Genomic DNA, 23,848 nt, shown 5'->3' with positions numbered 1-23,848 from the left:
TGTGCCAGGAGCGGACAGGGTTGGGCGCAGGGTGAGGCCGGTGCAGCGGAAACGGATGCGATGAGGACGGTATGGACGGGAGTCGGGCGGCGGAGGTCATCATCATCGGCGGAGGGCTGCACGGGAGCTCGGCGGCGCTGCATCTTGCGCGGGCCGGGGTGCGGGCGCTGGTGATCGAAAAGAATTACGTGGGCCGGCATGCGTCGGGCGTGAATGCGGGCGGGGTGCGCACGCTGTCGCGGCACCTGGCGGAGGTGCCGCTGGCCCTGGCGTCGCGCGAGCTCTGGTATCGCATCGGCGAGCTGGTGGACGACGATTGCGGGTTCGAGCAGCATGGGCAGGTGCGGGTGGCCGAGAACGAGGCCGACGCGCAGACGCTGCGCGAGCGGCTGCAGATCATGACGGCGCACGGTTATACCCACGAGCAGTGGATAAGCCCGGAGGATCTGCGGGCGCTGATTCCCGCGATCGCGCCCACGGTGCGCGGCGGGCTGATTGCGCGCGAGGACGCGGCGGCCGATCCCTACCGGACCACGCTGGCGTTCCGCCGCAAGGCGGCCAGCCTGGGCGCGCGCTTCCTGGAAGGCGTGCGGGTGGGCAGCGCGCTGCCGCAGGCAGGGCAATGGCGGGTGGAGACGGATGCGGGTGTCTATACCGCGCCGCGCATTCTCAACTGCGCGGGCGCGTGGGCCGACCGTATCGCCGCGCAGTGGGGCGAGCCGGTGCCGCTGCAGCCCATCAGCCCCATGATGCTGGTAACGCTGCGCATGGACCACTTCCTGGATCCGGTCGTGCTGGGCACGGGCAGGCCGCTGTCGTTCAAGCAGCGCGCCAATGGCACGGTGCTGATCGGCGGCGGCCGGCGCGCGTGGGTGGACCGCGACACCGAATGGACCGAACTGGATTTCCGCTCGCTGGCAGAGGGCGCGCGCACGGTATGCGACCTTTTTCCCCATATGCGCCACGCCGTGGTCAACCGGGGCTGGGCCGGCATCGAGGCCGCCATGCCGGACGAGATTCCCGTCATCGGCCGCAGCAGCCGCCACGAGACGGCTTTCCACGCGTTCGGCTTTTCCGCCCATGGTTTCGAGCTGGGGCCCATCGTGGGCCGCATCATGGCCGACCTGATCACCACCGGCAAGACGGAGCTGCCCATCGCGCCGTTTCGCATCGAACGTTTTTCCGGCGCCTGACGGGCGCCCCGTTTCCAAGGAGCATCTCCATGAGTGACATCGCGCGCAAGGAAAGCAATGAGCGGCTCAGCCGCGTGGTCATACACGGCGATACCGTGTACGTGGCCGGCGTGACCTCGTCGGCGCCCGGCGGCATCGCCGAGCAGACGCGCGACGTGCTGGCCAAGATCGAGCGCTATCTCGAAAAGGCGCAGACCGACAAGACGCGCCTGCTGTCGGCGCAAATCTGGCTCAAGGACATCGAGCGCGATTTCGAGGGCATGAATGCGGTGTGGGCGGAATGGCTGCCGCCGCGCCTCATGCCCACGCGCGCCACCTGCGAGGCCAAGCTGGCCTCGCCGGAACTGCTGGTGGAAATCATCGTGACCGCGGCGGCGCGGCCGGTGCTCATCGGCGTGGGGGCTGAAAGCTGATCTCGGCGGGACGGCCAGGCAGGTTCAGGGTGGCGGTGGCGGGCGGCGTGGTCGCCACCACCTGCCCGCCGCGCAGCACCATCAGCCGCGTGGCGCGCAGTCGCAGCGCCTCGACGGGGTCGCGCGCCTGCAGCAGCACCAGGTCGGCGCGCTTGCCGACTTCCAGCCCGTAGCCCTCCAGGCCCAGGATCGCGGCGGGCGCGGCCGTCACGGCCTGGAAACAGGCCCGCATGGCGTCCTGGCCCGTCATCTGCGCCACGTGCAGCCCCATGTGGGCGACTTCCAGCATGTCGCCCGAACCCAGGCTGTACCAGGGGTCCATGACGCAGTCGTGGCCGAAGGCCACGGGCACGCCGGCGGCCATCAGCTCGGGCACCCGCGTCATGCCGCGCCGTTTGGGATAGGTGTCGTGGCGGCCCTGCAGCGTGATGTTGATGAGGGGGTTGGCGATGGCCGCCACGCCGGCCTCGCGCATCAGCGGGATGAGCTTGGAGACGTAATAGTTGTCCATGGAATGCATGGACGTGAGGTGCGAGCCGGCCACCCGGCCCTGCAGCCCCAGCCGGTGCGCGTGGCTGGCCAGCGTCTCGATGTGGCGCGAATGCGGATCGTCGCTTTCGTCGCAGTGCATGTCCACGCGCAGGCCGCGCTCGGCGGCCAGCTCGCACAGGATGCGCACGGATTCGGCGCCGTCCTGCATGGTGCGCTCGAAATGCGGAATGCCGCCCACCACGTCCACACCCATGTCCAGCGCCCGCTTCAGGTTGTCGAGCGCGCCGGGCGCGCGCAGCACGCCGTCCTGCGGGAAAGCCACCAGCTGCAGGTCGAGGTAGGGCTTGACGCGCTCGCGCACGTGCAGCAGCGCCTCCACGGCCAGCAGGCGCGGGTCGCACACGTCCACGTGTGAACGGATGGCGAGCAGGCCGCGCGCCACTGCCCAGTCGCAATAGGCCAGGGCGCGCTCCACCAGCGCTTCCTGCGTGAGCAGCGGTTTCAGTTCGCCCCAGAGCGCGATGCCTTCGAGCAGCGTGCCCGACTGGTTCACGCGCGGCAGGCCATAGGACAGCGTGGAGTCCATGTGGAAGTGGGCGTCCACGAAGGGCGGCGACACGAGCTGGCCGGCCGCGTCGATGGTCTGGCCGGCCTCGGCCTTCAGCGCCGGTTCCAGCGCCGCGATGCGGCCGCCGGCGATGCCGATATCGATGTCCTGGCGGCCGTCGGGCAGCGAGCAGTGTCTAAGGATCAGATCGAACATGCGGGTTCCTTGCGGAAGGTTTCAGTGGTTCATGGTAATGCGTGTCACCCCGGTTGCATGAAAACGGCGCCCACACGCGGGGTCGCACGCAGCCGGCCCTGCCGGTCCGTAGCGACGCTTCCTTGAGGGGAAAGCGCGCGGCGCTTGGGGGGCGTCTTCCCTACCGCTCGCCCTTGCGGTAGGGCTTCATCAGCGCCTGGGGATAGGCGGCGCGGCGAGCCATGACCACCAGCGCCAGGATGGACAGAACGTATGGCAGCATCAGGTATACCTGATAGGGCAATTCGGGCAGGCCCGGCAGCGCCGCGCCGCCCTGCTGCAGCCGGAGCTGGAGCGCGTCGAAAAAGGCGAAGATCAGGGCGCCCGCGAGCGCCTTGCCGGGCCGCCACGAGGCAAAGACCACCAGCGCCACGCAGACCCAGCCGCGGCCGTTGACCATGTTGAAGAAGAACGCGTTGAAGGCCGCCAGCGTCAGGAAGCTGCCCGCCACGCCCATCAGGGCGGAGCCTGCCACGATGGCGCCCATGCGCAACCGCGTGACCGACAGGCCCTGGCCTTCGGCGGCGGCGGGGTTCTCGCCCACCATGCGGATCGCCAGGCCGACCGGCGTGCGGTTCAGCACCCAGGCCAGGACGGGCACGGCGGCCAGCGCCAGCAGCGTCATGGGTGTCTGCCCGGCCAGCACGGGCCCGACCAGCGGGATGCCGGCCAGGAACTTCATTTCGGCGAAGGGCGTGATGGTGGGCGGGGTGTTCACGCTGGGGAAGGTGACACGGTAGGCGAAGTAGCTCAGGCTGGTGGCCAGCATGGTGACGCCCAGGCCCGAGACGTGCTGCGACAGGCCGAGGGGCACCGTCAGCACCGCATGCAGCAGGCCGAATGCGGCGCCGGCCAGCGCGGCCGCCAGCACGCCCGCGTACAGCGGCGCTCCCAGGTACACCACCAGCCAGCCGGTGAAGGCGCCCGCGGCCATGATGCCCTCGATGCCCAGGTTGAGCACGCCGGCGCGCTCGCACAGCAGCACGCCCAGCGTGCCCAGGATCAGGGGCGTGGCCAGGCGCAGCACGGCAATCCAGAAAGCCGCCGAACTCAGCAGATCCATCCATTCCATTGCGGTTTCCTCAGGCGGGGTTGCGGCGCAGGCGGTATTGCGCGAACAGCGTGGCCACCAGCATGGCCAGCAGCGACGTCGCCACAATGACGTCGGCGATGTAATTGGGCACCGCGATGGCGCGGCTCATGCTGTCCGCGCCCACCAGCATGCCGGCCACGAAGACGCTGGCGAGCACCACGCCCAGCGGATGCAGGCCCGCCAGCATGGCCACCACCACGCCGGTGTAGCCATAGCCGGGCGACATGTCCAGCGTGACGTAGCCGGTGCGCCCGGCCACCTCGATGGCGCCGGCCAGGCCGGCCAGCGCGCCCGACAGCACGGCGGTGCCCAGCATGACGCGGTTGACCGGCAGGCCCAGGAAGCGCGCGGCGTGGGCATTGGCGCCCACCGCCCGCATCTGGAAGCCGAACACGGTGTAGCGGTTGAGCAGCCACAGGCCCGCCGCCAGGCCGGCGGCCCAGAGCAGGCCGGTGTGGGCGCGCGTGCGCGCGATCAGCTTGCCCAGTTCCAGATCGCCGTTGAGCGCCACCGATTGCGGCCAGCCCATGGCCATGGGGTCTTTCATGGGGCCGTCCAGCATCATCGAAACGAAGAGCAGCACGATGAAGTTGCCCAGCAGCGTGGTCACCACCTCGTCCACGCCCAGCCGGGTCTTGAGCAGCGCGGGAACCAGCAGCAGCAGCGCGCCCGCCAGCGCGGCGGCCAGCATCATGCCGGCAAAAAGCACGGGCACGGGCAGGTCGAAGCCCGTGCCGCCGTGCAGGCCGCCCACGGCCACGGCCGCCAGCGCGCCCAGGTAGAGCTGGCCTTCGGCGCCGATGTTGTAGAAGCGGGCGCGGAACGCCACCGCACAGGCCAGGCCCGTGAGCATCAGCGGCGTGGCGCGCGTCAGCGTTTCCGACAGCGCGAAGCGCGAACCGAACGCGCCTTCGAAGAGCAGGGCGTAGGTTTTGCCCACGGGGGCGCCGGCCCACGCCACCAGCAGCGTGCAGATGGCCAGGGTGCAGAGAATGGCCGCCACCGGGGCCAGCGCCAGCGCGAGGCGGCTGGGCTCGGCGCGGCGTTCCAGGATGAATTTCATGCGGGGTCGTTCCAGGTGTTTGGGGCGCGCGCGCTTCAGGCGGCGGTGCCCGTCATGGCCAGGCCCACGGTGGCGGGCGTCCATTCGGCCACGGGTTTCACGGCCACCAGCCTGCCGCCGCACAGCACGGCGATGCGGTCGGCCAGGGCGAAGATTTCTTCCAGGTCTTCCGAGATCAGCAACACGCCGGCGCCGCGCCGGCGCGCCGCGAGCAGTTGCTCGCGCACGTAGGCCACCGCGCCGATGTCCAGGCCCCAGGTGGGCTGGTCGGCCACGATGAAGCGCGGTTCGCGCGCCAGCGTGCGGCCCAGGATCAGCTTCTGCATGTTGCCGCCGGACAGGCTGCGCGTGCGCACGTCCAGCGAGGCGGCGCGCACGTCGAACCGGGTGGCCAGGGCTTGCGCATGGGCGCGGCCGGCCCGCGCGCGGATCAGGCCCCAGCGCGCGAAGCGCCGGTCGCGCAGGTCTTCGACGATGGCGTTTTCCCACAGGGGACTGTCGCCGATCACGCCTTCGCCGTGGCGGTCCTCGGGAATGCGGCCCACCCGGGCCGCGGTCCAGCCGGCGGGCGTGCGCGGCGCGGGCGCCTGCGCCGCGCCCAGGCGGATGCTGCCCGCGGACGGCTGGCGCAGGCCGGTCAGCACCGACACCAGCGCCTGCTGGCCGTTGCCCGCCACGCCGGCGATGGCCACGATCTCGTGCTCGTGCACGGCGAGATCCAGCGCGTCCAGGCGCACCGCCCCGTCGCGGCCGTCGCGCACCGTGACCTGCGACAGCGCGACGACGGGCGCGGGCGGCGCGGCCTGTCGGCCGGCGGCGGTTTCGGCGTGCGGCATCACCACTTTGCGGCCCACCATGAGCTCGGCCAGCTCGGCCGGATGGGTGGCCGCGGTGTCGCGCTCGGCCACCAGGCGGCCCTGGCGCAGCACGGCCACGCGCCGCGACACCGCCATCACTTCTTCCAGCTTATGCGAGATGAAGATGACGGCCAGCCCTTCGTCGACGAAGCCGCGCAGGGTGGCGAAGAGGTCTTGCGCTTCCTGGGGCGTCAGCACCGCGGTGGGCTCGTCCAGGATGAGGATGCGCGCGCCGCGGTAGAGCGCCTTGAGGATCTCGACCCGCTGCTTCTCGCCGACCGACAGCGCGCCGACGCGCGCGTCGGGGTCCACGCCCAGGCCGAAGCGCCGGCCCAGCTCCAGCAGCCGGCGCCGGGCCTTGCCGCGTCCGGAGGACAGCTTCCAGAGCGGTTCGGTGCCGACCATGACGTTGTCCAGCACCGTGAGGTTGTCGGCAAGGGTGAAATGCTGGTGCACCATGCCGATGCCGGCCGCCAGGGCGGCGTCAGGGCGGCCGGGGGGCAGCGGCGCGCCGAATACCTCGATGCCGCCGGCGTCGGCCAGGTAGTGGCCGAACAGAATGGAAACCAGCGTGGACTTGCCCGCGCCGTTCTCGCCCAGCAGCGCCAGCACCTCGCCCTGGGCCAGCGTGAGCGATATGCCGTCGTTGGCGGTGAGGCTGCCGAAACGCTTGGTGATGCCCGTCAGGCGCAGGGCGAGGGGCGGCTGGCTCATCGCGCGGTGGACTTCGGTTCTTTGTCGATGACCTTGACCTGGAAGCTGCCGTCCAGGATGGCCTTTTCCCTGGCCTGCACGCGCGCCATCAGCTCGGCGGGCACTTTTTGCGCGAAGGTGCCCAGCGGAGCCAGCGACGAGCCCTTGTGCTTCATCAGCGAATACTGGCCATAGTCCTCGGCCTTGAACGTGCCGGCCTTGACCCGCCCGAGCGCCGCCGCGATGGTGGGCTCCATGTGCCAGAGGGCCGAGGCCACCACGGTTTCGGGGTACTGGGGCTGGGTGTCGATCACGTTGCCGATGGCGAGCTTGCCGCGTTCCTTGGCGGCGTCGGATACGCCGAAACGCTCGGCATACAGCACGTCGGCGCCCTTGTCGATCATGGCGAAGGCGGCTTCCTTGGCCTTGGGCGGGTCGAACCACGAGCCGATGAAGGTCACGGTGAATTCGGTATTGGGATTGACTTCCCGGGCGCCTTCCATGAACGCCTGCATCAGCCGGTTGACTTCGGGAATGGGATAGCCGCCCACCAGGCCGATCTTGCCGGTCTTGCTCATGCCGCCGGCGATCATGCCGGTGAGGTAGGCCGGCTCCTGGATATAGTTGTCGAACACCGAGAAATTGGGCTGCTGCGGCTTGCCCGAGGAGCCCATCAGGAAGGCGGTCTCGGGATAGTCCTTGGCCACCTTGCGGGCGGCCGCCTCCACCGCGAACGCCTCGCCCACGACCAGCTTGTTGCCTTGCTCGGCATACTGGCGCATCACGCGCTCGTAGTCGGCGTTGGTGACGTTCTCCGAGAAGGAGTATTCGATCTCGCCGCGGTCGCGGGCGGCGGTCAGCGCCTTGTGGATGCGCGACACCCACTGCTGTTCCACCGGCACGGTGTAGATGGCGGCCACCTTGATCTTTTCCGGCGCCTGGGCGTGCGCGGCTGCGCCGAGCACGAGGGCGGCGGCCGCCGCCGCGAGCTTGAGCAGGCCGCGGCGCGCGAGGCCGGCGGACGGGGGGAGGGACAAAGGCATGGATCGGGCTCCTACGCGGATTGAATGGGTTACGGGCGTGCCGGGCGGCCATGCCGGCCGGGTCCAGACGCGCGTATCCGGGCGCGCGCGGGCGCCACAGGCGGGCCGTGTCGCGGAGCGTGTTCTGGAATCGGTCGGGGAGACAGGCGGCGGGCGGCGCACGGCTGTGTGCGCCGCCCGTCCTGGCGAAGCAAGTTGCATGCCATGGGGTTCGAGGCCGCCAGCCGCACAAACCCCAGGGCCGGGCGCGATTATAGGCACCTTGAGGAAGATTGTCGGCACCAGCCTGGTGCGCCGCGCTCACGGCATGGACGCCCGCCGCGGCGCGGCTGCCGGCCGGGCGCATAATGCCGGTGTCGGGTCCGCCAGTGTGGGGCGGACCGTGGAAAGGAGACAGGCAATGCGGTTGTTGTTCTTGGGCGCCGGGGGCACCGGCGGGTATTTCGGCGGGCGCGCGGCCCAGGCCGGGGCGGACGTGACCTTCCTGGTGCGCGAGCCGCGCGCGGCCCGGCTGCGCGAGCAGGGACTGCGCATCCGCAGCCCGCTGGGCGACGCCACGCTGCGCCCCGGCATCGTCACCCGCGATACGCTGTCGGGCAGCTACGACGTCGTGGTGCTGAGCTGCAAGGCCTACGACCTCGCCAGCGCCATCGAGGCCATCCGCCCGGCCGTGGGCCCGGAGACCGTGGTGCTGCCCATCATGAACGGCGTGCTGCAGTACGACGTGCTGGACCGCGAGTTCGAGCCCCACCGCGTGCTGGGCGGGCTCTGCCAGATCAACGCCACACTGGGCGCCGACGGCGAGGTGCTGCACCTGGGCAAGCACGCCAACATCGTATTCGGCGAGCGCGCCGGGCCGGCGCGCAGCCCGCGCTGCGTGGCGCTGGAGCAGGCCCTGGCCGGCGGCGAATACACCAGCCGGCTCAGCGAGAACATCTACCAGGACATCTGGGAAAAATACGTGTTCCTCACCACGCTGGCGGCGGGCACCTGCCTGATGCGCGGCACGGTGGGGCAGATCGCTTCCACCCAGGACGGCGTGGCGGTGCTGCGCGCGATGCTGCAGGAATGCCAGTCGGTGGCGGCGGCCAGCGGCCATGCCGTGCGCCCGGAAGCCGACGCTTCGGCGCTGCGCATCTTCACCGACCGCAGCCAGCCCATGACGGCCTCCATGTTCCGCGACCTGGGCCAGGGCCTGCCGGTGGAGGCCGACCACATCGTGGGCGACATGGTGCGCCGGGCCGGCACGCTGGGCGTGGACGCGACCTACCTGCGCGTGGCCTACGCGCACCTGCAGGTGTACCAGGCGCAGCGGGCCGCCGGCTGAACCGCGGCATTGATGCATTTCATGCAAAAAACTAATCAGGCTTCCGGGGTTTTTCGATCGGTTTCCGGCGAATAGTATGGGTGGGGAACGGTTCGCGCCGGGCGGCGCGGACCCGGTCATTCCAGGATCATTCCTTTTGGGAGCAACACCATGAAAATCGCTTTGATCGGCATTACCGGGCGCGTCGGCTCGCGCGTGGCGGACGAACTGCTGCGGCGCGGCCACGCCGTGACCGGCATCGCGCGCAACCGCGGCGAGGTGCCGCCGCAGCCCGGGCTGACCGTGCAGCTCGGCGACGCCACCGATCCCCAGGGGCTGACGCCCCTGCTCAAGGGCCACGACGCGGTCGTCAGCGCGACGCGCTTCGTGTCCACCGATGCCAAGCCCCTGCTGGCCGCCGTCAAGGACGCGGGCGTGCCGCGTTTGCTGGTGGTGGGCGGGGCCGGCAGCCTGCTGGTGGGGCCGGACCGGATGCTCATCGACACGCCCGACTTTCCCGACGCCTATAAGCCCGAGGCGCGCGCCGGCGTCGTGTTCCTGGATACGCTGCGCAAGGAAGACGTGCTGGACTGGACCTTTCTCTCGCCCTCCGCGCTGTTCGAGCCGGGCGAGCGCACGGGCAAGTTCCGCCTGGGCGGCGACGAGCTGCTGGTCGACGAGCACGGCAAGAGCTGGATCTCCATGGAAGACTACGCCATCGCGCTGGCCGACGAGATCGAGACGCCGCGCCATTCGCGGGCGCGATTCACCGTGGGCTACTAGGATCGGCAGGCATCGGGGACCCGCGGGGCCGGAAGGCCGGGTTTGTTTGTAAACTGGCAGGCCCCCGTCCGGCGTCCCCGGCGGCCCTTTCTTCCGAGTCCCCGTATGTCTATGAAGCTGAAATCACTGGCTTTCTGCGCGCTGCTGGCCCTCTGCGGCATGGCGGCCCTGCCTGCCCATGCGGACGAGCCGTCCCCGTCCTCGAACAAGGACATCGTGCTGGCGTTTTTTCGCATGATGTTCCAGGACCGCGACATCGAAGAAGCGGTGCGCCGCTACGTGGGCCCGCGCTACGTGCAGCACAACCCCTATATGGGCGACGGCACCGAGCCGCTGGTGGATTTCTTTCCGCGCTATTTCGAGCAGCACCCGCAGGCCAGCGTGGAGATCAAGCGGGTCGTCGCCGAGGGCGACCTGGTAGTTATCCACAACCTGTGGAAAGATTCGCCCGAAGACCGCGGCCAGGCGATCGTCGACATCTTTCGTGTGGAAAACGGCAAGATCGCCGAACACTGGGACGTAAGCCAGGAAATCCCCGAAAATCCCGCCAACAAGAACACCATGTTCTGACAGGGGCCTCGGCCGGGGGGCGCCACGCTCCCGCCCGCCAAGGCGCTTCGCACGCGGAAACACCGACATGACGACAGCCTCTTCCGCCCAGCCCGTCGCGCTCGAGCGCGCTTACCTGCTGCTCAACCACGGTCCCACGGTGCTGGTCAGCACCGCGCACGGCGAAGAGCGCAACGTCATGGCCGCCGCCTGGGCCATGCCGCTGGATTTCAGCCCGCCCAAGATGCTGGTGGTGGTGGACAAGAGCACCTACACGCGCGAACTCATCGAGCGTTCGGGCGAATTCGCGCTGTGCATACCCACCCGCGACCAGGCGCGGGCCACCTACGTGGCGGGCTCGGAAACCGGGCGCGGGACGGACAAGTTCGCGGCCTGCGGCTTCGCCACCTTCGCCGCCAGCCGCATCGGCGCCCCGCTTATCGAGGGCTGCCTGGGCTGGCTCGAATGCAAGGTGGTGCCCGAGCCGCACAACCAGCAGGTCTATGACCTGTTCATCGGCGAGGTCGTGGCCGCCTGGGCCGCCCCCGACGCCTTCTCCGGCAACCGCTGGCACTTTCCGCAAGCCGGTCGCCGTTCCATCCATTACCTGGCCGGCGGTTCGTTCTTCGCCACCGGCGAGGGCTTTTCCGTGGCCGAGCCGCAGTAGCCATGCGCACGGTCTACCTGGCGGGTTTCGACGTGTTCCGGGCCGACGCCGTGGCCCACGGCGAGCGGCTGCGCGCGCTGGCGGCGCGCCATGGCTTCGAGGGCCTGTATCCGCTGGACAATACCGCGCCCGCGGGCCTGTCCGGCCCCGAGCTGGCCCGATGGATCTACCGCGCCAATGTGGCGCTCATCGAGCGCGCCGACCTTGTCATGGCCAACCTCAACCCGTTCCGCGGAGCGGAGCCCGACTCCGGCACGGCGTTCGAGGTGGGCTACGCCGTCGCCCTGGGCAAGCCCGTGTGGGGCTATACCCGGCAGGCGGGCACGCTCATCGAGCAGACGCGCGCCGTCCCCGCTCCGGTAGATCCGGCGGCCGGCGATCCGGCGGCCGGCGATCCGGCGGCCGGTTCGCCGGCGCGCCACGTGGACGCGCAGGGCTACACGGTGGAGGATTTCGGGCTGAACCTGAACCTGATGCTGGCGTGCTCCGCCCGCATCGTGGTGGGCGGCCCGGACGACTGCCTGGCCCGCATGGCCGAGGCGGGCTGAGGCCGGCCGGGGGGCCGTTCAGCCGCGCGCGCGGCGCTTGCGCGCGGGCTGCGCGGGCGCGGCCGTCTCGGGCTGGCCCAGATAGCCCATGACCGCGTCCACGGCGGCGGCCTGCAGCCGCGCGGGCGCGAAACAGGCGGGCGTTTCCTGCGCCGCCGCGTTCACCAGCGATTCCATGATGCGCAGCGCCACATAGGTGGCGAGGTCGCGGTCGGCGCGCGCGATCTCGTCGCGGTGCAGTTCGAACAGGTGGCGCATGCGCCGGTGGAGATCCTGGGCCGCCGCGCTGTGTTCCAGGGGGTGCTCGAACAGGGGGAATTCCTGTTCGAGCACCCGGTGCAGCGCCGGCTCCAGCAGATGGGCCTGCAGCATGGCGGCCGCGATCGCGGCCACCCGCTCGCGCAGCGTGGCGGCGGGGCTGCCCGCCAGGACCCGGTCGATGATGTCCAGCCGCTGCTGGTCGTGGCGCTCGTGCAGGGCGGCGATCAGCGCGTTCTTGTTGGGGAAGTACTGGTAGAGCGACCCGACGCTCACGCCCGCCGTCTCGGCGATCAGGTTGGTGTTGGTGGCGGCGTAGCCGCGCTCGACGAGCACGCGGGCGGTGGCCCGCAGGATGGTGTCCACGGTTTGCTGGGAACGAAGCTGGCGCGGCGATTTGCGGGGCTGCGGAATGGAAGTCATGGAAAACGGGAAAGGCGAATCTCGAATATGAGCCCAGGCTCGTGTTGCTGCGCCCGCACGGCGCCAGGGCCGCGCGGGCATCGCGGGATTATGCCATTGCCCGTTACCGTCACGTCCTAGAGGGTGGCGGTCATTTCCACGACTTCGTCCTCGATCCGGGCGCCGCCGCCGTCGCGCAGCGCGCGCAGGTGGTCGGCCAGCTCGGCGATGGCCAGCGCCACCAGGCCGTGGCGGGCGGCATAGCGCTCGAGCGCCGCGCCGCGCATCATGGTGCCGTCGGCGTTCATGAGTTCGCACAGTACACCGGCCGGGCGCAGTCCGGCCAGCACCGCCAGATCGACCGAGCCTTCGGTGTGGCCGCGCCGGGCCAGCACGCCGCCCGGCTGCGCCCGCAACGGGAACACGTGGCCCGGGCTGACGATGTCGTCGCTTTGCGCGGCCGGGGAAATGGCGGCGCGGATGGTGGTGACGCGGTCTGCCGCCGAGACGCCGGTGCTCACGCCTTCGCGGGCCTCGATGGACACGGTGAACGCCGTGGCGTGGCGGCTCCGGTTGTGCGCCACCATCGGCGGCAGGCCGAGGCGGTCCAGGGTTTCGCCCGGCAGGCACAGGCAGACGATGCCGCTGCCGTCGCGGATGAGCTGGGCCATGACGGGCACGGTGAGCCGGTCGGCGGCCACGATGAGGTCGGCCTCGTTCTCGCGGTCGGCGTCGTCCGTGAGGATGACGGGACGGCCCAGGCGCAGGTGATGCAAGGCGCGCTGCAGGCGCGCGGCGAAGGGCTGGGCCCACAGGCCGGGCGCGGCTGGCGGGGAAAACGGGAGATGCTGGGTATGGGACATTGAAACGCTCTCGCAAATGAAGTGGGCGAAAAACGTTTCAGGGCCGAGGGCCTGCGGACAGGCCCTGAGACAGCCGGACGCAATACCGCCGGCCAGGCGCGCGCGCCCGCTGGCGGGATGTGCCGGCACATCTTCTCTCATCCGGACTGTGACCGTCGGCCCTGGCTTCTCACCAGGTCTGCTGACCCCGGCGTCGTGGACGCCGGGCGCTCGCGGGCTCGCCATTTGCATGGCATACCGCCGGTGGGGAATTCCGCCCCGCCCTGAAGACGTACTGCTGCGCCGCATGAATGCGGCAGACGGCATTGTACGCCTGCTTTGCGGCGGCGCCGCAACCCCCGGCGCCCGCGCCGCGGCCATTGTGGCTCAGGCGGGAGCGGCGGCCTTTTCGTCTTTTTGCTTCTTGCCGTCTTTCTTGCCGCGCTTTTTGCCGGATTGCTTCTCGGGCAGGGCCAGCATGGTGCCCCGACAGCCGGGCGAGCCGCACAGGCAGCGATAGCCTTGCTTGAGCGCGCGGGTGATGCGGCCGTCGATGACCAGGCCATAGTCGTAGACCAGCTCCTCGCCGCGGGGGATGTCGCGCAGCGCCACGATGTACACGCGCTTGCCGTGCCGGCCTTCCTGGGCCTCGCAGTTGGGCGCGCACGAATGGTTGATCCAGCGCGCGTCGTTGCCGTGGTCGCCGCCGTCGATCACCTTGCCGGAGCTGAGCGAAAAGAAAAACGTATGGAACGGGTCGTCCGGATTGGCGGGATGGCGCCGGTCGGCCTCCCTGGCGCTGATGCGCTTGCCGCCGTATTCCAGGATGCGGGTGCCGGCCGGGATCTTGCGGGCGGCGAACACGCCGGTGCCGTGCAGTTTGGAGCGGCGCACGACATGCCAGGGCTTCTCGGGAGTTTCTGCGGTGCTCATGAATGGCCGGGAGATGAGGAAAAAACGATTATATTGGCGCGCTTTGCCGCTCGCGACTGGCGTATAGTGAGCAGCGCATTCTTCTCGCCCGTCTCTTCATGATCGTCCGTCCCCGTCCCTCCACGCTGGGCCTGTTTTTCGTCCTGCGCGGCTCCATCATTCCCCACATCCTCGGCCGCATCCTCGTCATTACCGCGATTTCCTTCGTCGTGGTCGGGATGTACCACCAGGGCTGGTTTTCGCCCGCGCACCTGTCGGCGGTGCCCTTCTCGCTCTTCGGGCTGGCGCTGTCGGTCTTCATGGGTTTCCGCAACAACGTCTGCTACGACCGCTGGTGGGAGGCCCGCAAGCTGTGGGGCGAGCTGATCGTCCAGTCGCGCAACCTGGCGCGCGAGAGCGCGGCCGTGCTCGGCGCCGGCCACGAGGCGCGGGTGCGCATCGCGCGGCGCAGCGTGGGCTTCGCCTACGCGCTGGCCGCCCGGCTGCGCGACCACGACATGGCGGCCGCGGCCGGCCCGTGGCTGCCGCCCGAAGAGGCGCGCGCGCTCGTCGATTACCGCAACGTGCCCGACGGCATCCTCACGGCCATCAACCGCGAACTGGCCGGCTGCCTGGCGCGCGGTGAAATCGGCGAGATCGTCTACCAGGGCCTCACCCAGCGCGTCGCCGCCTGCGCGGGCGTGCAGGCGGCCTGTGAGCGTATCCGCCTCACGCCCACGCCCTATGCGTATTCGCTGCTGCTGCACCGCACGGCCTGGCTGTTCTGCCTCTTGCTGCCTTTCGGGCTGGTGGGCACCCTCGAATACCTGACGCCCATCGCCGTTACCTTCGTCGCCTACACCTTCTTCGGCCTGGACGCGCTGGGCGACGAGCTCGAAGACCCGTTCGGCGAAGAGGAAAACGACCTGCCGCTGGCGGCGCTGGCCCGCACCATCGAGATCGACCTGCTGGAAGGCATGGGCGTGCAGCCGCTGCCCGAGCCCGCGCGGCCCAGGGATTACGTGCTGCGTTGAGCGGGCGAGCCGTTGAGCGGCAGCCGGGTTTCCTTCAGGCGGCGCAGCACGAAGCACGACTTGCTGTGCCGGATGCCGGGTATGCGGTAGAGCTGCTCGCGCAGCAGCCGTTCGTAGTCGCGCGTGTCGCGCACGGCAATGCGTATGTAATAGTCGTAATCGCCCGACACCAGGAAGGCTTCCAGCACTTCCGGAATCTGCGCCAGCGCCCGGCCGAACTCGTACAGCGTTTCCTCGCTGTGGCTTTCCAGCGTGACATGGACGATGACGGTGTCCATGAAACCCAGGCTGGCCGGGTCGATGTCCACCGTGTACCCGCGGATCACGCCCGCGCCTTCCATGCGCTTGATGCGGTTCCAGCACGGCGTGGACGACAGTCCTACCGCCGCGCCGATGTCGTTGAGGCTGGCGCGCGCATTCTCCTGCAGCACGCGCAGAATGGCCAGGTCGAACTTGTCCAGGTTCATTTTCCAAAATTCCTTTAGAACGCAGATGAATTTACTGCGTTTCCCGGGATTGTGTGGAAAAGAAGATAAATATTCTGCGGACCTGCGCCTAAGATAGACAACATGAACGACCGCCTCCACTCCGCCGCCCTCGCCGCCCTTCCCGCCACAGACCGTCCCGCCGGCAACGGGGCGAAAATCCTGCTGGATACCCTGATCGCGCACGGCGTGGACACGGTGTTCGGCTATCCGGGGGGCGCGGTTCTGCCCCTCTATGATGCCCTGTATGCGGAACCGCGCCTGCGGCACGTGCTGGTGCGCCATGAACAGGCGGCGGTGCATGCCGCCGAAGGCTATGCCCGCAGCACCGGCCGCACCGGCGTGGTGTTCGTGACCTCCGGCCCGGGCATGGCCAACACCACCTCCGGCCTGCTGGACGCCATGTGCGATTCGATTCCCGTGCTCTGCATCAGCGGCCAGGTCGCCACCAGCGCCATCGGCACCGACGCTTTCCAGGAGTGCGACGCCATCGGCATTTCCCGGTCCGTTACCAAATGGAATGCGCAGGTGCGCAGCGTGGACGACGTGGCCGAGGTGGTGGGCCGGGCGTTCACGCTGACGCGCCAGGGCCGGCCCGGCCCCGTGCTGGTGGACATGCCCAAGGACGTGCAGCTCGACGTGCCGCGCGACACCGACGCGCACGAGGCGCCGGCGCCGGCCCGGGCCAGGCTCGCCGCCCTGCGCGCGCGCCGCCAGGCCGGCAAGCTGGCGCCCAAGCTGCCGCAGTCCGCGCTGCGCCGCGCCGCGGCGCTCATCGCGCAGGCGCGCCGGCCCATCTTCTACGGCGGCGGCGGCCTGGTGAATGCCGGCGCGCAGGCTTGCGAGGCTTTCGGCGAGCTGGTGCGCCACACCGGCGCGCCCTGCACGCTCACGCTCATGGGCCTGGGCGCGTTCCCGGCATCCAGCCCGCAGTTCGTGGGCATGCTGGGCATGCATGGCACGGTGGAGGCCAACCTGGCCATGCACAACGCCGACCTGGTGGTGTGCATCGGGGCGCGCTTCGACGACCGCATCACGGGCAAGCTCTCCGAATTCTGTCCCCATGCGCGCAAGATCCACATCGATATCGACCCGGCGTCCATCAACAAGGTGGTGCGGGTGGACGTGGCCCTGGTGGGCGATTGCCTGCCGCTGGTGCGCGCGCTGCGCGCCGAGCTGGGCGATGCGGCGCCGGACCCGGCGCGGCTGGCGCCCTGGTGGCGGCGCATCGAGGCCTGGCGCGCCCGCGACTGCCTGGCTTATGCGCCCGCCGCCGACGCCATCCTGCCCCAGCACCTGATGTCGCGCCTGAATGCGGCGCTGGCCGGCCGCGATGCGGTGGTGTCCACCGACGTTGGCCAGCACCAGATGTGGGCCGCGCAATACCTGCGCTTCGACCGCCCGGGGCGCTGGCTCACGTCCGGCGGCGCGGGCACCATGGGATACGGCGTGCCCGCCGCCATCGGCGCCCAGGTGGCGCATCCGGACAAGACCGTGGTGTGCGTGAGCGGCGACGCCTCGGTGCTGATGAACATCCAGGAGCTGTCCACCGCCATGCAGCACCGCACGCCGGTCAAGGTCGTGCTGTGCAACAACGGCTACATGGGCATGGTGCGCCAGTGGCAGGAACTGATCCATGGCGGGCGCTACAGCCACAGCTACAACGCGTCGCTGCCGGATTTCGTGGCGCTGGCGCGCGCCTTCGGCTGGGGAGCGGCGCGCGTGGAAGATCCCGCCGAACTGGACGCCGCGCTGGCGGCCTGCCTGGCGCACGACGGCCCCTACTTCCTGGATGTGGCCGTGGCCGCCCAGGAAAACTGCTTTCCCATGATGCCGGCCGGCGAAGGCCATCACCGCATGATGCTGGCCGAAGGCGTCTGGTATCAGGACGAAACGACCTGACCCGGCCCCCTCGGCGCAGCCCGCGCGCAGCGCGGCATGGGGGCCCTTTCTTTCAGAACTGGATCGACAGCCCGCCGTCCACCACCAGCACGTGCCCGTTGACGTAGGACGCCGCGCGCGAGGCCAGGAACACGGCCGCGCCGGCGATTTCCTCCGGCTCGCCCCAGCGGCCCATGGGATTGCGCGCGGCGATGCGCGGGCCGACCGCGGGGTCGGCCACCATGCCGGCATTGGTTTCGGTGGCGAACGTGCCCGGCGCGATGGCGTTGCTGGTAATGCCGCGGCCGCCGAACTCGGCCGCCAGCGCGCGCACCATGCCGGTCAGGCCCTGCTTGGCGGCCGGATACACCGCGTCGCCCGCGCGCGCCAGTTCGCCGACCACGGATGTGATCGCGATCAGCCGTCCGCCGCCCTGGCGCACCATGCGCTCGGCCGCGAACTTGGACAGCAGCAGCCCGGCCACCAGGTCCGTGTCGATCAGTTCGCGGATTTCGGCGGGCGACGTGTCCGCCAGCGTCTTGCGATTGCGCGCGCCCACGTTGTTGACCAGGATGTCCAGCCGCCCGTGCTCGGCATCGATGCGGCCAAAGGCCCGGGCCATCGCCGCATCGTCGCTGACATCGAAGGCCAGCGCATGCGCGTCCAGCCCCTCGCCCTTCAGCGCATCCGCCGCCGCGTGGGCCGCCTGCGCATTGCGGCCATTGATCAGCACGCGCGCGCCACAGCCCGCCAGCGCCCGCGCAATGCACAATCCGAGCCCGCGCGCCGACCCCGTCACCAGCGCGACCTGCCCGCCCAGCTCGAAATTGCGCAGATAAGGCAGCACACTCATCTCAACTCTCCATCACAGCGCATCATACGCAACGCATCATAAGTCCTCGTTCCATCGGACACCCCACAGCCATCATCGCGGATCCGGCTCTGCCGGTCCGCAGCGGCGCCCCCTTGAGGGAGCAGCGCGGAGGGCGCTTCGGGGGAGGGGGGCACATTCATTCGCGGAACTCCGGCGCCCAATGCAGCAGGCGCCGTTCCAGCCAGGTAACGCAATAGACCAGGGCGATGCCCACCACCGACAGCAGCGTCACGGCGGCGAACATGTCGGTGGCGTTCAGCGTGGCCAGCGCGGTAATCATGAGATAGCCCATGCCCGTGGTGGAGCCCACGAACTCCGCCAGCACCACGCCGATGAGGGCGAAGCTGATGGCGTTGGGCAGGGCGGCGAAAGTCCATGCGGCGGCCGTGGGCACGCGCACGCGCCACAGAATCTGGCGCGGCGAACCGCCCAGCGTGCGGCAGAAGTCCACCAGCTCGCGTTCCACGCTGCGCCCGCCCTTGTAGGTATTGAAGAACACCAGAAAGAACACCACGAACCACGAGGTCACCACTTTCGAGGCCAGGCCCAATCCGAAGAACATGGTGATGAGCGGCACGAAGGCGATGCGCGGCATGGAGTTGAAGGCCACGATGAAGGGGTTGAAGACGTCGGCCAGGAAGCGGCTGCGCGACAGCGTCATGCCGACCAGGAAGCCGCTGGCCACGCCCACCGCCAGGCCCGCCAGCGTGGCCTGCAGCGTCAGCCACAGGTGCGGCCAGACCGAGCGGGGCCCGGGCTGCAGCCATTCCCAGAGCCGCACGGCCACGCGCGACGGCTGGCTGATGAAGAACGGGTCGAACAGCGTGTTCTGCACGAACCACGGGATGCGGGTGAGGATTTCCCAGGCGCCCAGGATGAGGGCCAGGATGAGCGCCTGCCACAGCGTGATGCGCAGCCGCCGGGCCGCGCCGGCGCGGCGGTCCTGGCGCAGCCGGTCCTGCAGGGAGTCGGAGGAAGCGAAATCGGACATGGATGGAGGAATCAGGCGGCGGCGCGGAACTGTTGTCCGAGCACGCTCCAGAGGCTTTGCACGTGGGCCGTGAACTGCGGGGTTTCGCGCAGCGTGAAGACGTCGCGCGGATGCGGGATGGCGATGCGCTCGTCGAGCAGCACGCGGCTGGGCGGTCCGGACAGCACCACCACGCGGTCCGAGAGGGTGATGGCCTCGTCCAGGTCGTGCGTGACCATGACGATGGTCTGCCCCAGTTTGCGCCAGATGTCGATCAGCTCGCGGTGCAGGTGGGTCTTGGTGTGCGTGTCCAGCGCGCCGAAGGGTTCGTCCAGCAGCAGGATGCGCGGCTCCACGGCCAGGCTCATCAGCAGCGCCACGCGCCGGCGCATGCCGCCGGAAAGCTGGTGCGGGTAGGCGTCGGCGAAAGCGGAAAGATGGCCCAGCTCCAGCAGCTCCGCCACGCGGTGCGCGATGCGGTCGGCCGGCACGCCCCGGAACTTCAGGCCCAGCGCCACGTTCTTCCTGACGCTGAACCACGGCAGCAGCGTGTCCTTCTGGAAGATGTAGCCCAGCGCGGGCGGCACCTGGCCGTCCACCACCCGGCCGTCCACGCGGATCTGGCCGGCGGTGGGCCGCAGGAAGCCGGCGATCATGTTGAGCAGCGTGCTCTTGCCGCAGCCCGAAGGGCCGACGATGGAAACGAACTCGCCCGCCGCGATGTCCAGGCTCACGTCGCCCACCGCATGCGTGGTGGCCTGGCGCGTCTGGTAGGCCTTGCCCACGTGGTCCAGCGAGATCATCACAGGCCCCGCGCGCGCCGCACGAAGCTCATGTCCACGCATTTCGCGTAGGGCGCGTTCTTGAGTTCCTCGTTGGAGAACTGGCGGCCGTCGCCCATGATGCCGGCCATGCGCTGGTAGGCGTCTTCGGTGATGAGGTTGTCCTTGAGGAACACGGTTTCCTTGTAGACGCCCAGCGTTTTCTCGATGGCGGCGCGCGGAAAGGCATTGAGGTAGTCGTCGTAGATGGCGTCGGTGACGGCCGCCGCGCTGTTGGCGGAAATGAAATCCTGCGCCTTGACGAGCCCGCCCACGAATGCCTGCACGACTTCGGGGCGCTTCTGGATGGTGTCGGCCAGCGTCAGCGCCGCGATGCCGGGCACGTCGCCGCCCATGAATTCCTGCCAGGAGCTTTCGGTGGTGGCGTCGAAGATGGGCACGCCCCAGCCTTCCTCGCGCGCCTGTTCCATCATGGACATGGTGGCCATGGTGGCCGATACCGAGCCGGTCTTGAGCGCGCCCAGCATGGTGGCCAGGTCGCCCAGGGGGCGGATGTCGACCTTGTCGGCCACGCCGGCCTTCTGCATGAGGTAGAGCGCCATCAGCCAGGTGCTGGACTGCGGCTGGGTGGCGCCCACGCGCTTGCCCGCCAGGTCTTTCAGCGTCTTGATCTTGCCGCTTTCGTAGTCTTCGCGGCGCACGATGATGTTGGCGTAGGTGAGCTTGCGGTCGAAGCCGAAGACCAGCGCGGCCGGCTTGCCGGCCAGCGTGAGCGCGGGCGCCGCGGTGGCCGCGGTGGCGCCGAATACGATCTGCCCGGCCGCCAGCAGCTGGTTGGTGCGCGGCCCGCTTTGCGAGTTCAGGTATTCGACGTCCAGCCCGCCTTCGGCGAAGTAGCCCTTTTTCAGCGCCACGTAGCCCGCCGCGAAGAAGGGGTCGATGCTGCCCTGCCCGTAGGCCGCGCGGCCGAGCTTGGGCTGCGCCCAGGCGGCGCGGCCGCCGCCCAGCAGGCTCGCGCCGGCCAATGCGCCGGCGGCGGCCAGCACGCGGCGGCGGGTGGAGAAATCAGGGCTCAAGCTCATGTCGTCCTCGGTCGTCGTTTGGGGATGCGGCGGTTTGCGGTAAACGATAACGCAGCGGCCGCATGCCGCCAACGAAAAACGCCCGGCGGACCGGGCGTCGGGGCAGTCTGCCCGCGGCGCGGACGCTTGCGGAAACGCGTCCGCGCCGCGGGCTACGAAGCCGCCTTTTTCGCGGCCTTCCTGGCGGGCGCTTTCTTGGCGGCGGTTTTTTTCGCGGGCGCCGCCTTCTTGGCCGCAGTCTTGGCGGCCGTTTTGGCCGGCGTCTTGGCTGCGGTCTTGGCGGCGGTTTTCGACGCCGCCTTCTTGGCGGGCGCGCGGCCCGCCTTCTCGCCGCGCGGCTCGAACTCGAAGCCGATCTTGCCGTCGGGCTGGCGCACCAGGAACGCCTTGAACTTGCGGTTGGTGCGGCTGGAGACGAAGCCGTCGAGCAGGTCGGTGCGGCCTTCGGCCAGCAGCTTCTCCATTTGCGCGCGCGAGATCTCTTGCTGCAGGATGACCTTGCCCGAGCGGAAATCGCAGGTCTTGTTGGGGCCCACCGACTTCTCGCAGACGTAGCTCATGCCGTGCTCGAACACGCGGGCGTGGCACTTGGGGCAGGCGCCCACCGGCGTGTGGCCGGAGAAGTCCACTTCCTCGTTGTCTTCTTCGTCGTTCTGGCCGAAGTCGAACTCGAGCTTGTAGTCGTCGCTGATGCGCAGGATGGCGGCGAAGGGCCGGCCCATTTTGCTGATGAAGCCCTGCAGCGGGCCGATCTCGCGCTTGGCCAGCAGTTCTTCGACCTCGGGCAGCTCGAAGGTGCGGCCGCCCGGATGCTTGCCGATGGAGAAGTCGCAGTTCGTGCAGGCGTAGCGGCGGTAGTTCTCTTTCACGACCCCGCCGCACTTGGGGCAGGGCGTCTGCAGCGTGGCGTAGTCGCCGGGCACCGTGTCGCGCTCGTATTCCTTGGCGCGCTTGACGATGACCTGCGTCATCTGCGCGATTTCGCGCATGAAGGCCGCGCGGTCCAGCCCGCCCTGCTCGATCTGCTTGAGCTTGTGCTCCCATTCGCCCGTGAGCTCGGGCGAGGTGAGTTCGGCCACGTCCAGGCCCGACAGCAGCGTCATGAGCTGGCGCGCCTTGGCGGTGGGCACCAGTTCGCGCCCCTCGCGGCGCAGGTAGCCTTCGTTGAGCAGCCCTTCGATGATGGCCGCGCGCGTGGCCGGCGTGCCCAGCCCGCGCTCGGACATGGCCTCGCGCAGTTCCTCGTCGTCCACCAGCTTGCCCGCGCCTTCCATGGCCGACAGCAGCGTGGCTTCGGTGTAGCGCGCCGGCGGCTTGGTGGTCAGGCCGACGGCTTCCACTTCCTCGGTGCGCACGACCTCGCCATCCGCCACGGGCACCAGGTTGGCGTCCTCGCCCTGGGCTTCCTTGCCGTACACGGCCAGCCAGCCCGGCGCCACCAGCACCTTGCCGTCGGTGCGGAAGCGGTGGCCCTGCACTTCGGTGATGCGGGTGGTGACGCGATACTCGGCCGCGGGGAAGAAGACCGCCAGGAAGCGCTTGAGCACCAGGTCGTACAGCTTGCCCTCGGCTTCGCTCAGGTCGTGCGGGATCTGCAGCGTGGGAATGATGGCGAAGTGGTCCGACACCTTCTTGTTGTCGAAGATGCGGCGGTTGGGCTTGACCCAGTTCTCGCTCACCACCTTGCCCGCATGGCGGGCCAGCTCGCCCACCGCGTTCGAGCCGCCCGAGGCCAGCGCGCGCATAGTCTCCTTGACGGTGTTGAGGTAGTCCTCGGGCAGGTAGCGCGAATCGGTACGCGGATACGTCAGGGCCTTGTGGCGCTCGTAAAGGGTCTGCGCCAGCGCCAGCGTGGTCTTGGCGGAGAAGCCGAAGCGGCCGTTGGCCTCGCGCTGCAGCGAGGTCAGGTCGTACAGGGCCGGCGAGATCTGCGTGGAAGGCTTGGATTCCTCGGTGACGTGGCCGGGCTGGTCGCGGCAGGCGGCCACCACGCTTTGCGCGGCCGCCAGCGACCACAGGCGCGATTCGCGCTTTTCGGGGTCGCGCTCGTCTCTCTTGAAGTCGGGATCGATCCAGCGGCCTTCGTACAGGCCGGCGGCGGCCACGAAGCTGGCGCGCACTTCCCAGTAGTCGCGCGGCACGAAGCTGCGGATGCGCTCCTCGCGCTCGGCCACGATGGCCAGCGTGGGCGTCTGCACGCGGCCCACCGGCGTCTTGAAGAAGCCGCCGTCTTTGCTGTTGAAGGCCGTCATGGCGCGCGTGCCGTTGATGCCCACCAGCCAGTCGGCCTCGGCGCGCGAGCGGGCGGCGGCTTCCAGCGGCTTGAGCTGGGCGTCGTCGCGCAGATTGGCGAACGCCTCGCGGATCGCGGCCTGGGTCATGGATTGCAGCCACAGGCGCTGGATGGGCTTTTTGACGCCCGCATACTGAATAATGTAGCGGAAGATCAGCTCGCCCTCGCGCCCCGCGTCACAGGCGTTGATGATGGAATCCACGTCCTTGCGCTTGGCCAGCCGCACCAGCAGCTTCAGGCGCTCCGCCGATTTCTTGTCCGTGGGGCCCAGCTCGAATTGGGGAGGAATCACGGGCAGGTGCGTGAAGCTCCATTTCCCCTTGACCGGGTCGTTGGGCGCCACCAGGCTCAGCAAATGGCCTATGCTGGACGCGAGGACGTAACGTTCGCTTTCAAAATAGTCGCCCTCCCGCGCGAAGCCTCCCAAGGCGCGTGATATATCAAGGGCCACCGAGGGCTTCTCGGCAATAATCAGCGTTTTATTCATGAGTATCCAGTGGCGGCAGACCCGCCTTAGTAGCGCGGATAATA

Annotated in this window: 23 protein-coding genes and 1 riboswitch; of the genes, 9 read left to right on the top strand and 14 right to left on the bottom strand. The window is 69.4% G+C overall.

Annotated features, from left to right (window positions below; translation table 11 throughout):
• Window positions 1-71: 71 nt before the first annotated feature.
• Entirely contained in the window at window positions 72-1,193 is a 1,122-nt protein-coding gene (locus NGJ44_RS04750) for an NAD(P)/FAD-dependent oxidoreductase (protein WP_251863253.1), read from the top strand.
• A gap of 29 nt (window positions 1,194-1,222) precedes the next feature.
• A complete protein-coding gene (locus NGJ44_RS04745) occupies window positions 1,223-1,606 on the top strand; it encodes a RidA family protein (protein WP_053245182.1) in 384 nt (127 codons plus the stop codon).
• Here the strand turns inward: NGJ44_RS04745 and NGJ44_RS04740 are convergent.
• The 5 genes from NGJ44_RS04740 to NGJ44_RS04720 form a co-directional block, all read right to left on the bottom strand.
• Window positions 1,581-2,861 carry an amidohydrolase family protein gene (locus NGJ44_RS04740; protein ID WP_251863252.1) on the bottom strand — a complete coding sequence of 427 codons (1,281 nt, stop codon included), beginning with the start codon at window positions 2,859-2,861 and terminating at the stop codon, window positions 1,581-1,583. The two genes, NGJ44_RS04745 and NGJ44_RS04740, sit on opposite strands and share 26 nt — an antisense overlap.
• A gap of 160 nt (window positions 2,862-3,021) precedes the next feature.
• Window positions 3,022-3,972, bottom strand: coding sequence for an ABC transporter permease (locus NGJ44_RS04735; protein ID WP_251863251.1), 951 nt, complete (start codon window positions 3,970-3,972; stop codon window positions 3,022-3,024).
• A 10-nt stretch (window positions 3,973-3,982) separates the two neighbouring features.
• Window positions 3,983-5,056 (bottom strand): ABC transporter permease, encoded by a 1,074-nt coding sequence (locus tag NGJ44_RS04730; protein ID WP_053244863.1) that lies wholly within the window; start codon window positions 5,054-5,056, stop codon window positions 3,983-3,985.
• Between the two features lie 35 nt (window positions 5,057-5,091).
• Window positions 5,092-6,627 (bottom strand): ABC transporter ATP-binding protein, encoded by a 1,536-nt coding sequence (locus NGJ44_RS04725; RefSeq protein ID WP_251863250.1) that lies wholly within the window; start codon window positions 6,625-6,627, stop codon window positions 5,092-5,094.
• Window positions 6,624-7,649 (bottom strand): BMP family protein, encoded by a 1,026-nt coding sequence (locus NGJ44_RS04720; protein ID WP_251863249.1) that lies wholly within the window; start codon window positions 7,647-7,649, stop codon window positions 6,624-6,626. The genes NGJ44_RS04725 and NGJ44_RS04720 overlap by 4 nt, the downstream gene beginning before the upstream one ends.
• Window positions 7,650-8,049: 400 nt before the next feature.
• Here NGJ44_RS04720 and panE point away from each other — a divergent pair, with 400 nt between their 5' ends.
• From panE to NGJ44_RS04695, 5 genes are all read left to right on the top strand, one after another.
• Window positions 8,050-8,976, top strand: a complete 927-nt coding sequence (gene panE, locus NGJ44_RS04715) for a 2-dehydropantoate 2-reductase (RefSeq protein ID WP_053246800.1) — start codon at window positions 8,050-8,052, stop codon at window positions 8,974-8,976.
• A 150-nt stretch (window positions 8,977-9,126) separates the two neighbouring features.
• The gene (locus NGJ44_RS04710; RefSeq protein WP_053246801.1) at window positions 9,127-9,738 is read left to right on the top strand and encodes an NAD(P)-dependent oxidoreductase; all 612 of its coding nucleotides are present in this window, start codon (window positions 9,127-9,129) and stop codon (window positions 9,736-9,738) included.
• A gap of 105 nt (window positions 9,739-9,843) precedes the next feature.
• Window positions 9,844-10,308 carry a nuclear transport factor 2 family protein gene (locus NGJ44_RS04705; RefSeq protein WP_251863248.1) on the top strand — a complete coding sequence of 155 codons (465 nt, stop codon included), beginning with the start codon at window positions 9,844-9,846 and terminating at the stop codon, window positions 10,306-10,308.
• 67 nt (window positions 10,309-10,375) lie between these two features.
• A complete protein-coding gene (locus NGJ44_RS04700) occupies window positions 10,376-10,954 on the top strand; it encodes a flavin reductase family protein (protein ID WP_053246802.1) in 579 nt (192 codons plus the stop codon).
• A 2-nt stretch (window positions 10,955-10,956) separates the two neighbouring features.
• A complete protein-coding gene (locus NGJ44_RS04695) occupies window positions 10,957-11,502 on the top strand; it encodes a nucleoside 2-deoxyribosyltransferase (protein WP_251863247.1) in 546 nt (181 codons plus the stop codon).
• A gap of 18 nt (window positions 11,503-11,520) precedes the next feature.
• Here NGJ44_RS04695 and NGJ44_RS04690 read toward each other — a convergent pair whose 3' ends face one another.
• From NGJ44_RS04690 to NGJ44_RS04680, 3 genes are all read right to left on the bottom strand, one after another.
• Window positions 11,521-12,183, bottom strand: a complete 663-nt coding sequence (locus tag NGJ44_RS04690; RefSeq protein ID WP_251863246.1) for a TetR/AcrR family transcriptional regulator — start codon at window positions 12,181-12,183, stop codon at window positions 11,521-11,523.
• Between the two features lie 116 nt (window positions 12,184-12,299).
• Window positions 12,300-13,025, bottom strand: a complete 726-nt coding sequence (ribB, locus tag NGJ44_RS04685) for a 3,4-dihydroxy-2-butanone-4-phosphate synthase (protein WP_251863245.1) — start codon at window positions 13,023-13,025, stop codon at window positions 12,300-12,302.
• A 125-nt stretch (window positions 13,026-13,150) separates the two neighbouring features.
• A riboswitch (FMN riboswitch) is annotated at window positions 13,151-13,300 on the bottom strand.
• A gap of 91 nt (window positions 13,301-13,391) precedes the next feature.
• Entirely contained in the window at window positions 13,392-13,937 is a 546-nt protein-coding gene (locus NGJ44_RS04680) for an SET domain-containing protein (protein ID WP_251863244.1), read from the bottom strand.
• 98 nt (window positions 13,938-14,035) lie between these two features.
• Between NGJ44_RS04680 and NGJ44_RS04675 the strand changes: the two genes are divergently transcribed.
• Window positions 14,036-14,950: a bestrophin family protein gene (locus tag NGJ44_RS04675; protein ID WP_251863243.1), complete on the top strand. Its 915-nt coding sequence runs from the start codon at window positions 14,036-14,038 to the stop codon at window positions 14,948-14,950.
• On the opposite strand, the gene NGJ44_RS04670 is transcribed toward NGJ44_RS04675, so the two are convergent.
• The gene (locus tag NGJ44_RS04670) at window positions 14,935-15,417 is read right to left on the bottom strand and encodes an Lrp/AsnC family transcriptional regulator (RefSeq protein ID WP_251863242.1); all 483 of its coding nucleotides are present in this window, start codon (window positions 15,415-15,417) and stop codon (window positions 14,935-14,937) included. The two genes, NGJ44_RS04675 and NGJ44_RS04670, sit on opposite strands and share 16 nt — an antisense overlap.
• Before the next feature lie 93 nt (window positions 15,418-15,510).
• Between NGJ44_RS04670 and ilvB the strand changes: the two genes are divergently transcribed.
• Window positions 15,511-17,337, top strand: coding sequence for a biosynthetic-type acetolactate synthase large subunit (gene ilvB, locus NGJ44_RS04665; protein ID WP_251863299.1), 1,827 nt, complete (start codon window positions 15,511-15,513; stop codon window positions 17,335-17,337).
• Window positions 17,338-17,389: 52 nt separating this feature from the next.
• Here ilvB and NGJ44_RS04660 read toward each other — a convergent pair whose 3' ends face one another.
• From NGJ44_RS04660 to NGJ44_RS04640, 5 genes are all read right to left on the bottom strand, one after another.
• Window positions 17,390-18,169 carry an SDR family oxidoreductase gene (locus NGJ44_RS04660; protein WP_053246705.1) on the bottom strand — a complete coding sequence of 260 codons (780 nt, stop codon included), beginning with the start codon at window positions 18,167-18,169 and terminating at the stop codon, window positions 17,390-17,392.
• Window positions 18,170-18,326: 157 nt separating this feature from the next.
• Window positions 18,327-19,181, bottom strand: coding sequence for an ABC transporter permease (locus NGJ44_RS04655; RefSeq protein ID WP_251863241.1), 855 nt, complete (start codon window positions 19,179-19,181; stop codon window positions 18,327-18,329).
• An 11-nt stretch (window positions 19,182-19,192) separates the two neighbouring features.
• A complete protein-coding gene (locus NGJ44_RS04650; protein ID WP_053246707.1) occupies window positions 19,193-19,963 on the bottom strand; it encodes an ABC transporter ATP-binding protein in 771 nt (256 codons plus the stop codon).
• Complete coding sequence (locus NGJ44_RS04645; protein WP_251863240.1) at window positions 19,963-21,024, bottom strand: ABC transporter substrate-binding protein; 1,062 nt, start codon at window positions 21,022-21,024, stop codon at window positions 19,963-19,965. The genes NGJ44_RS04650 and NGJ44_RS04645 overlap by 1 nt, the downstream gene beginning before the upstream one ends.
• A 152-nt stretch (window positions 21,025-21,176) precedes the next feature.
• Window positions 21,177-23,804, bottom strand: a complete 2,628-nt coding sequence (locus tag NGJ44_RS04640; RefSeq protein ID WP_251863239.1) for a DNA topoisomerase III — start codon at window positions 23,802-23,804, stop codon at window positions 21,177-21,179.
• Window positions 23,805-23,848: the final 44 nt, after the last annotated feature.

This window comes from Achromobacter sp. Marseille-Q4962 (assembly GCF_943737005.1).
Classification (GTDB): domain Bacteria; phylum Pseudomonadota; class Gammaproteobacteria; order Burkholderiales; family Burkholderiaceae_B; genus Achromobacter.
The sequence above is the reverse complement of the archived record's forward strand: the minus strand, read 5'-3'. Positions and strand labels throughout refer to the sequence as shown.

Coding starts and splice junctions, on each gene's coding strand:
- NGJ44_RS04750 (WP_251863253.1), top strand. CDS start 72: ATGGACGGGAGTCGGGCGGCGGAGGTCATCATCATCGGCGGAGGGCTG.
- NGJ44_RS04745 (WP_053245182.1), top strand. CDS start 1,223: ATGAGTGACATCGCGCGCAAGGAAAGCAATGAGCGGCTCAGCCGCGTG.
- NGJ44_RS04740 (WP_251863252.1), bottom strand. CDS start 2,861: ATGTTCGATCTGATCCTTAGACACTGCTCGCTGCCCGACGGCCGCCAG.
- NGJ44_RS04735 (WP_251863251.1), bottom strand. CDS start 3,972: ATGGAATGGATGGATCTGCTGAGTTCGGCGGCTTTCTGGATTGCCGTG.
- NGJ44_RS04730 (WP_053244863.1), bottom strand. CDS start 5,056: ATGAAATTCATCCTGGAACGCCGCGCCGAGCCCAGCCGCCTCGCGCTG.
- NGJ44_RS04725 (WP_251863250.1), bottom strand. CDS start 6,627: ATGAGCCAGCCGCCCCTCGCCCTGCGCCTGACGGGCATCACCAAGCGT.
- NGJ44_RS04720 (WP_251863249.1), bottom strand. CDS start 7,649: ATGCCTTTGTCCCTCCCCCCGTCCGCCGGCCTCGCGCGCCGCGGCCTG.
- panE (WP_053246800.1), top strand. CDS start 8,050: ATGCGGTTGTTGTTCTTGGGCGCCGGGGGCACCGGCGGGTATTTCGGC.
- NGJ44_RS04710 (WP_053246801.1), top strand. CDS start 9,127: ATGAAAATCGCTTTGATCGGCATTACCGGGCGCGTCGGCTCGCGCGTG.
- NGJ44_RS04705 (WP_251863248.1), top strand. CDS start 9,844: ATGTCTATGAAGCTGAAATCACTGGCTTTCTGCGCGCTGCTGGCCCTC.
- NGJ44_RS04700 (WP_053246802.1), top strand. CDS start 10,376: ATGACGACAGCCTCTTCCGCCCAGCCCGTCGCGCTCGAGCGCGCTTAC.
- NGJ44_RS04695 (WP_251863247.1), top strand. CDS start 10,957: ATGCGCACGGTCTACCTGGCGGGTTTCGACGTGTTCCGGGCCGACGCC.
- NGJ44_RS04690 (WP_251863246.1), bottom strand. CDS start 12,183: ATGACTTCCATTCCGCAGCCCCGCAAATCGCCGCGCCAGCTTCGTTCC.
- ribB (WP_251863245.1), bottom strand. CDS start 13,025: ATGTCCCATACCCAGCATCTCCCGTTTTCCCCGCCAGCCGCGCCCGGC.
- NGJ44_RS04680 (WP_251863244.1), bottom strand. CDS start 13,937: ATGAGCACCGCAGAAACTCCCGAGAAGCCCTGGCATGTCGTGCGCCGC.
- NGJ44_RS04675 (WP_251863243.1), top strand. CDS start 14,036: ATGATCGTCCGTCCCCGTCCCTCCACGCTGGGCCTGTTTTTCGTCCTG.
- NGJ44_RS04670 (WP_251863242.1), bottom strand. CDS start 15,417: ATGAACCTGGACAAGTTCGACCTGGCCATTCTGCGCGTGCTGCAGGAG.
- NGJ44_RS04660 (WP_053246705.1), bottom strand. CDS start 18,169: ATGAGTGTGCTGCCTTATCTGCGCAATTTCGAGCTGGGCGGGCAGGTC.
- NGJ44_RS04655 (WP_251863241.1), bottom strand. CDS start 19,181: ATGTCCGATTTCGCTTCCTCCGACTCCCTGCAGGACCGGCTGCGCCAG.
- NGJ44_RS04650 (WP_053246707.1), bottom strand. CDS start 19,963: ATGATCTCGCTGGACCACGTGGGCAAGGCCTACCAGACGCGCCAGGCC.
- NGJ44_RS04645 (WP_251863240.1), bottom strand. CDS start 21,024: ATGAGCTTGAGCCCTGATTTCTCCACCCGCCGCCGCGTGCTGGCCGCC.
- NGJ44_RS04640 (WP_251863239.1), bottom strand. CDS start 23,804: ATGAATAAAACGCTGATTATTGCCGAGAAGCCCTCGGTGGCCCTTGAT.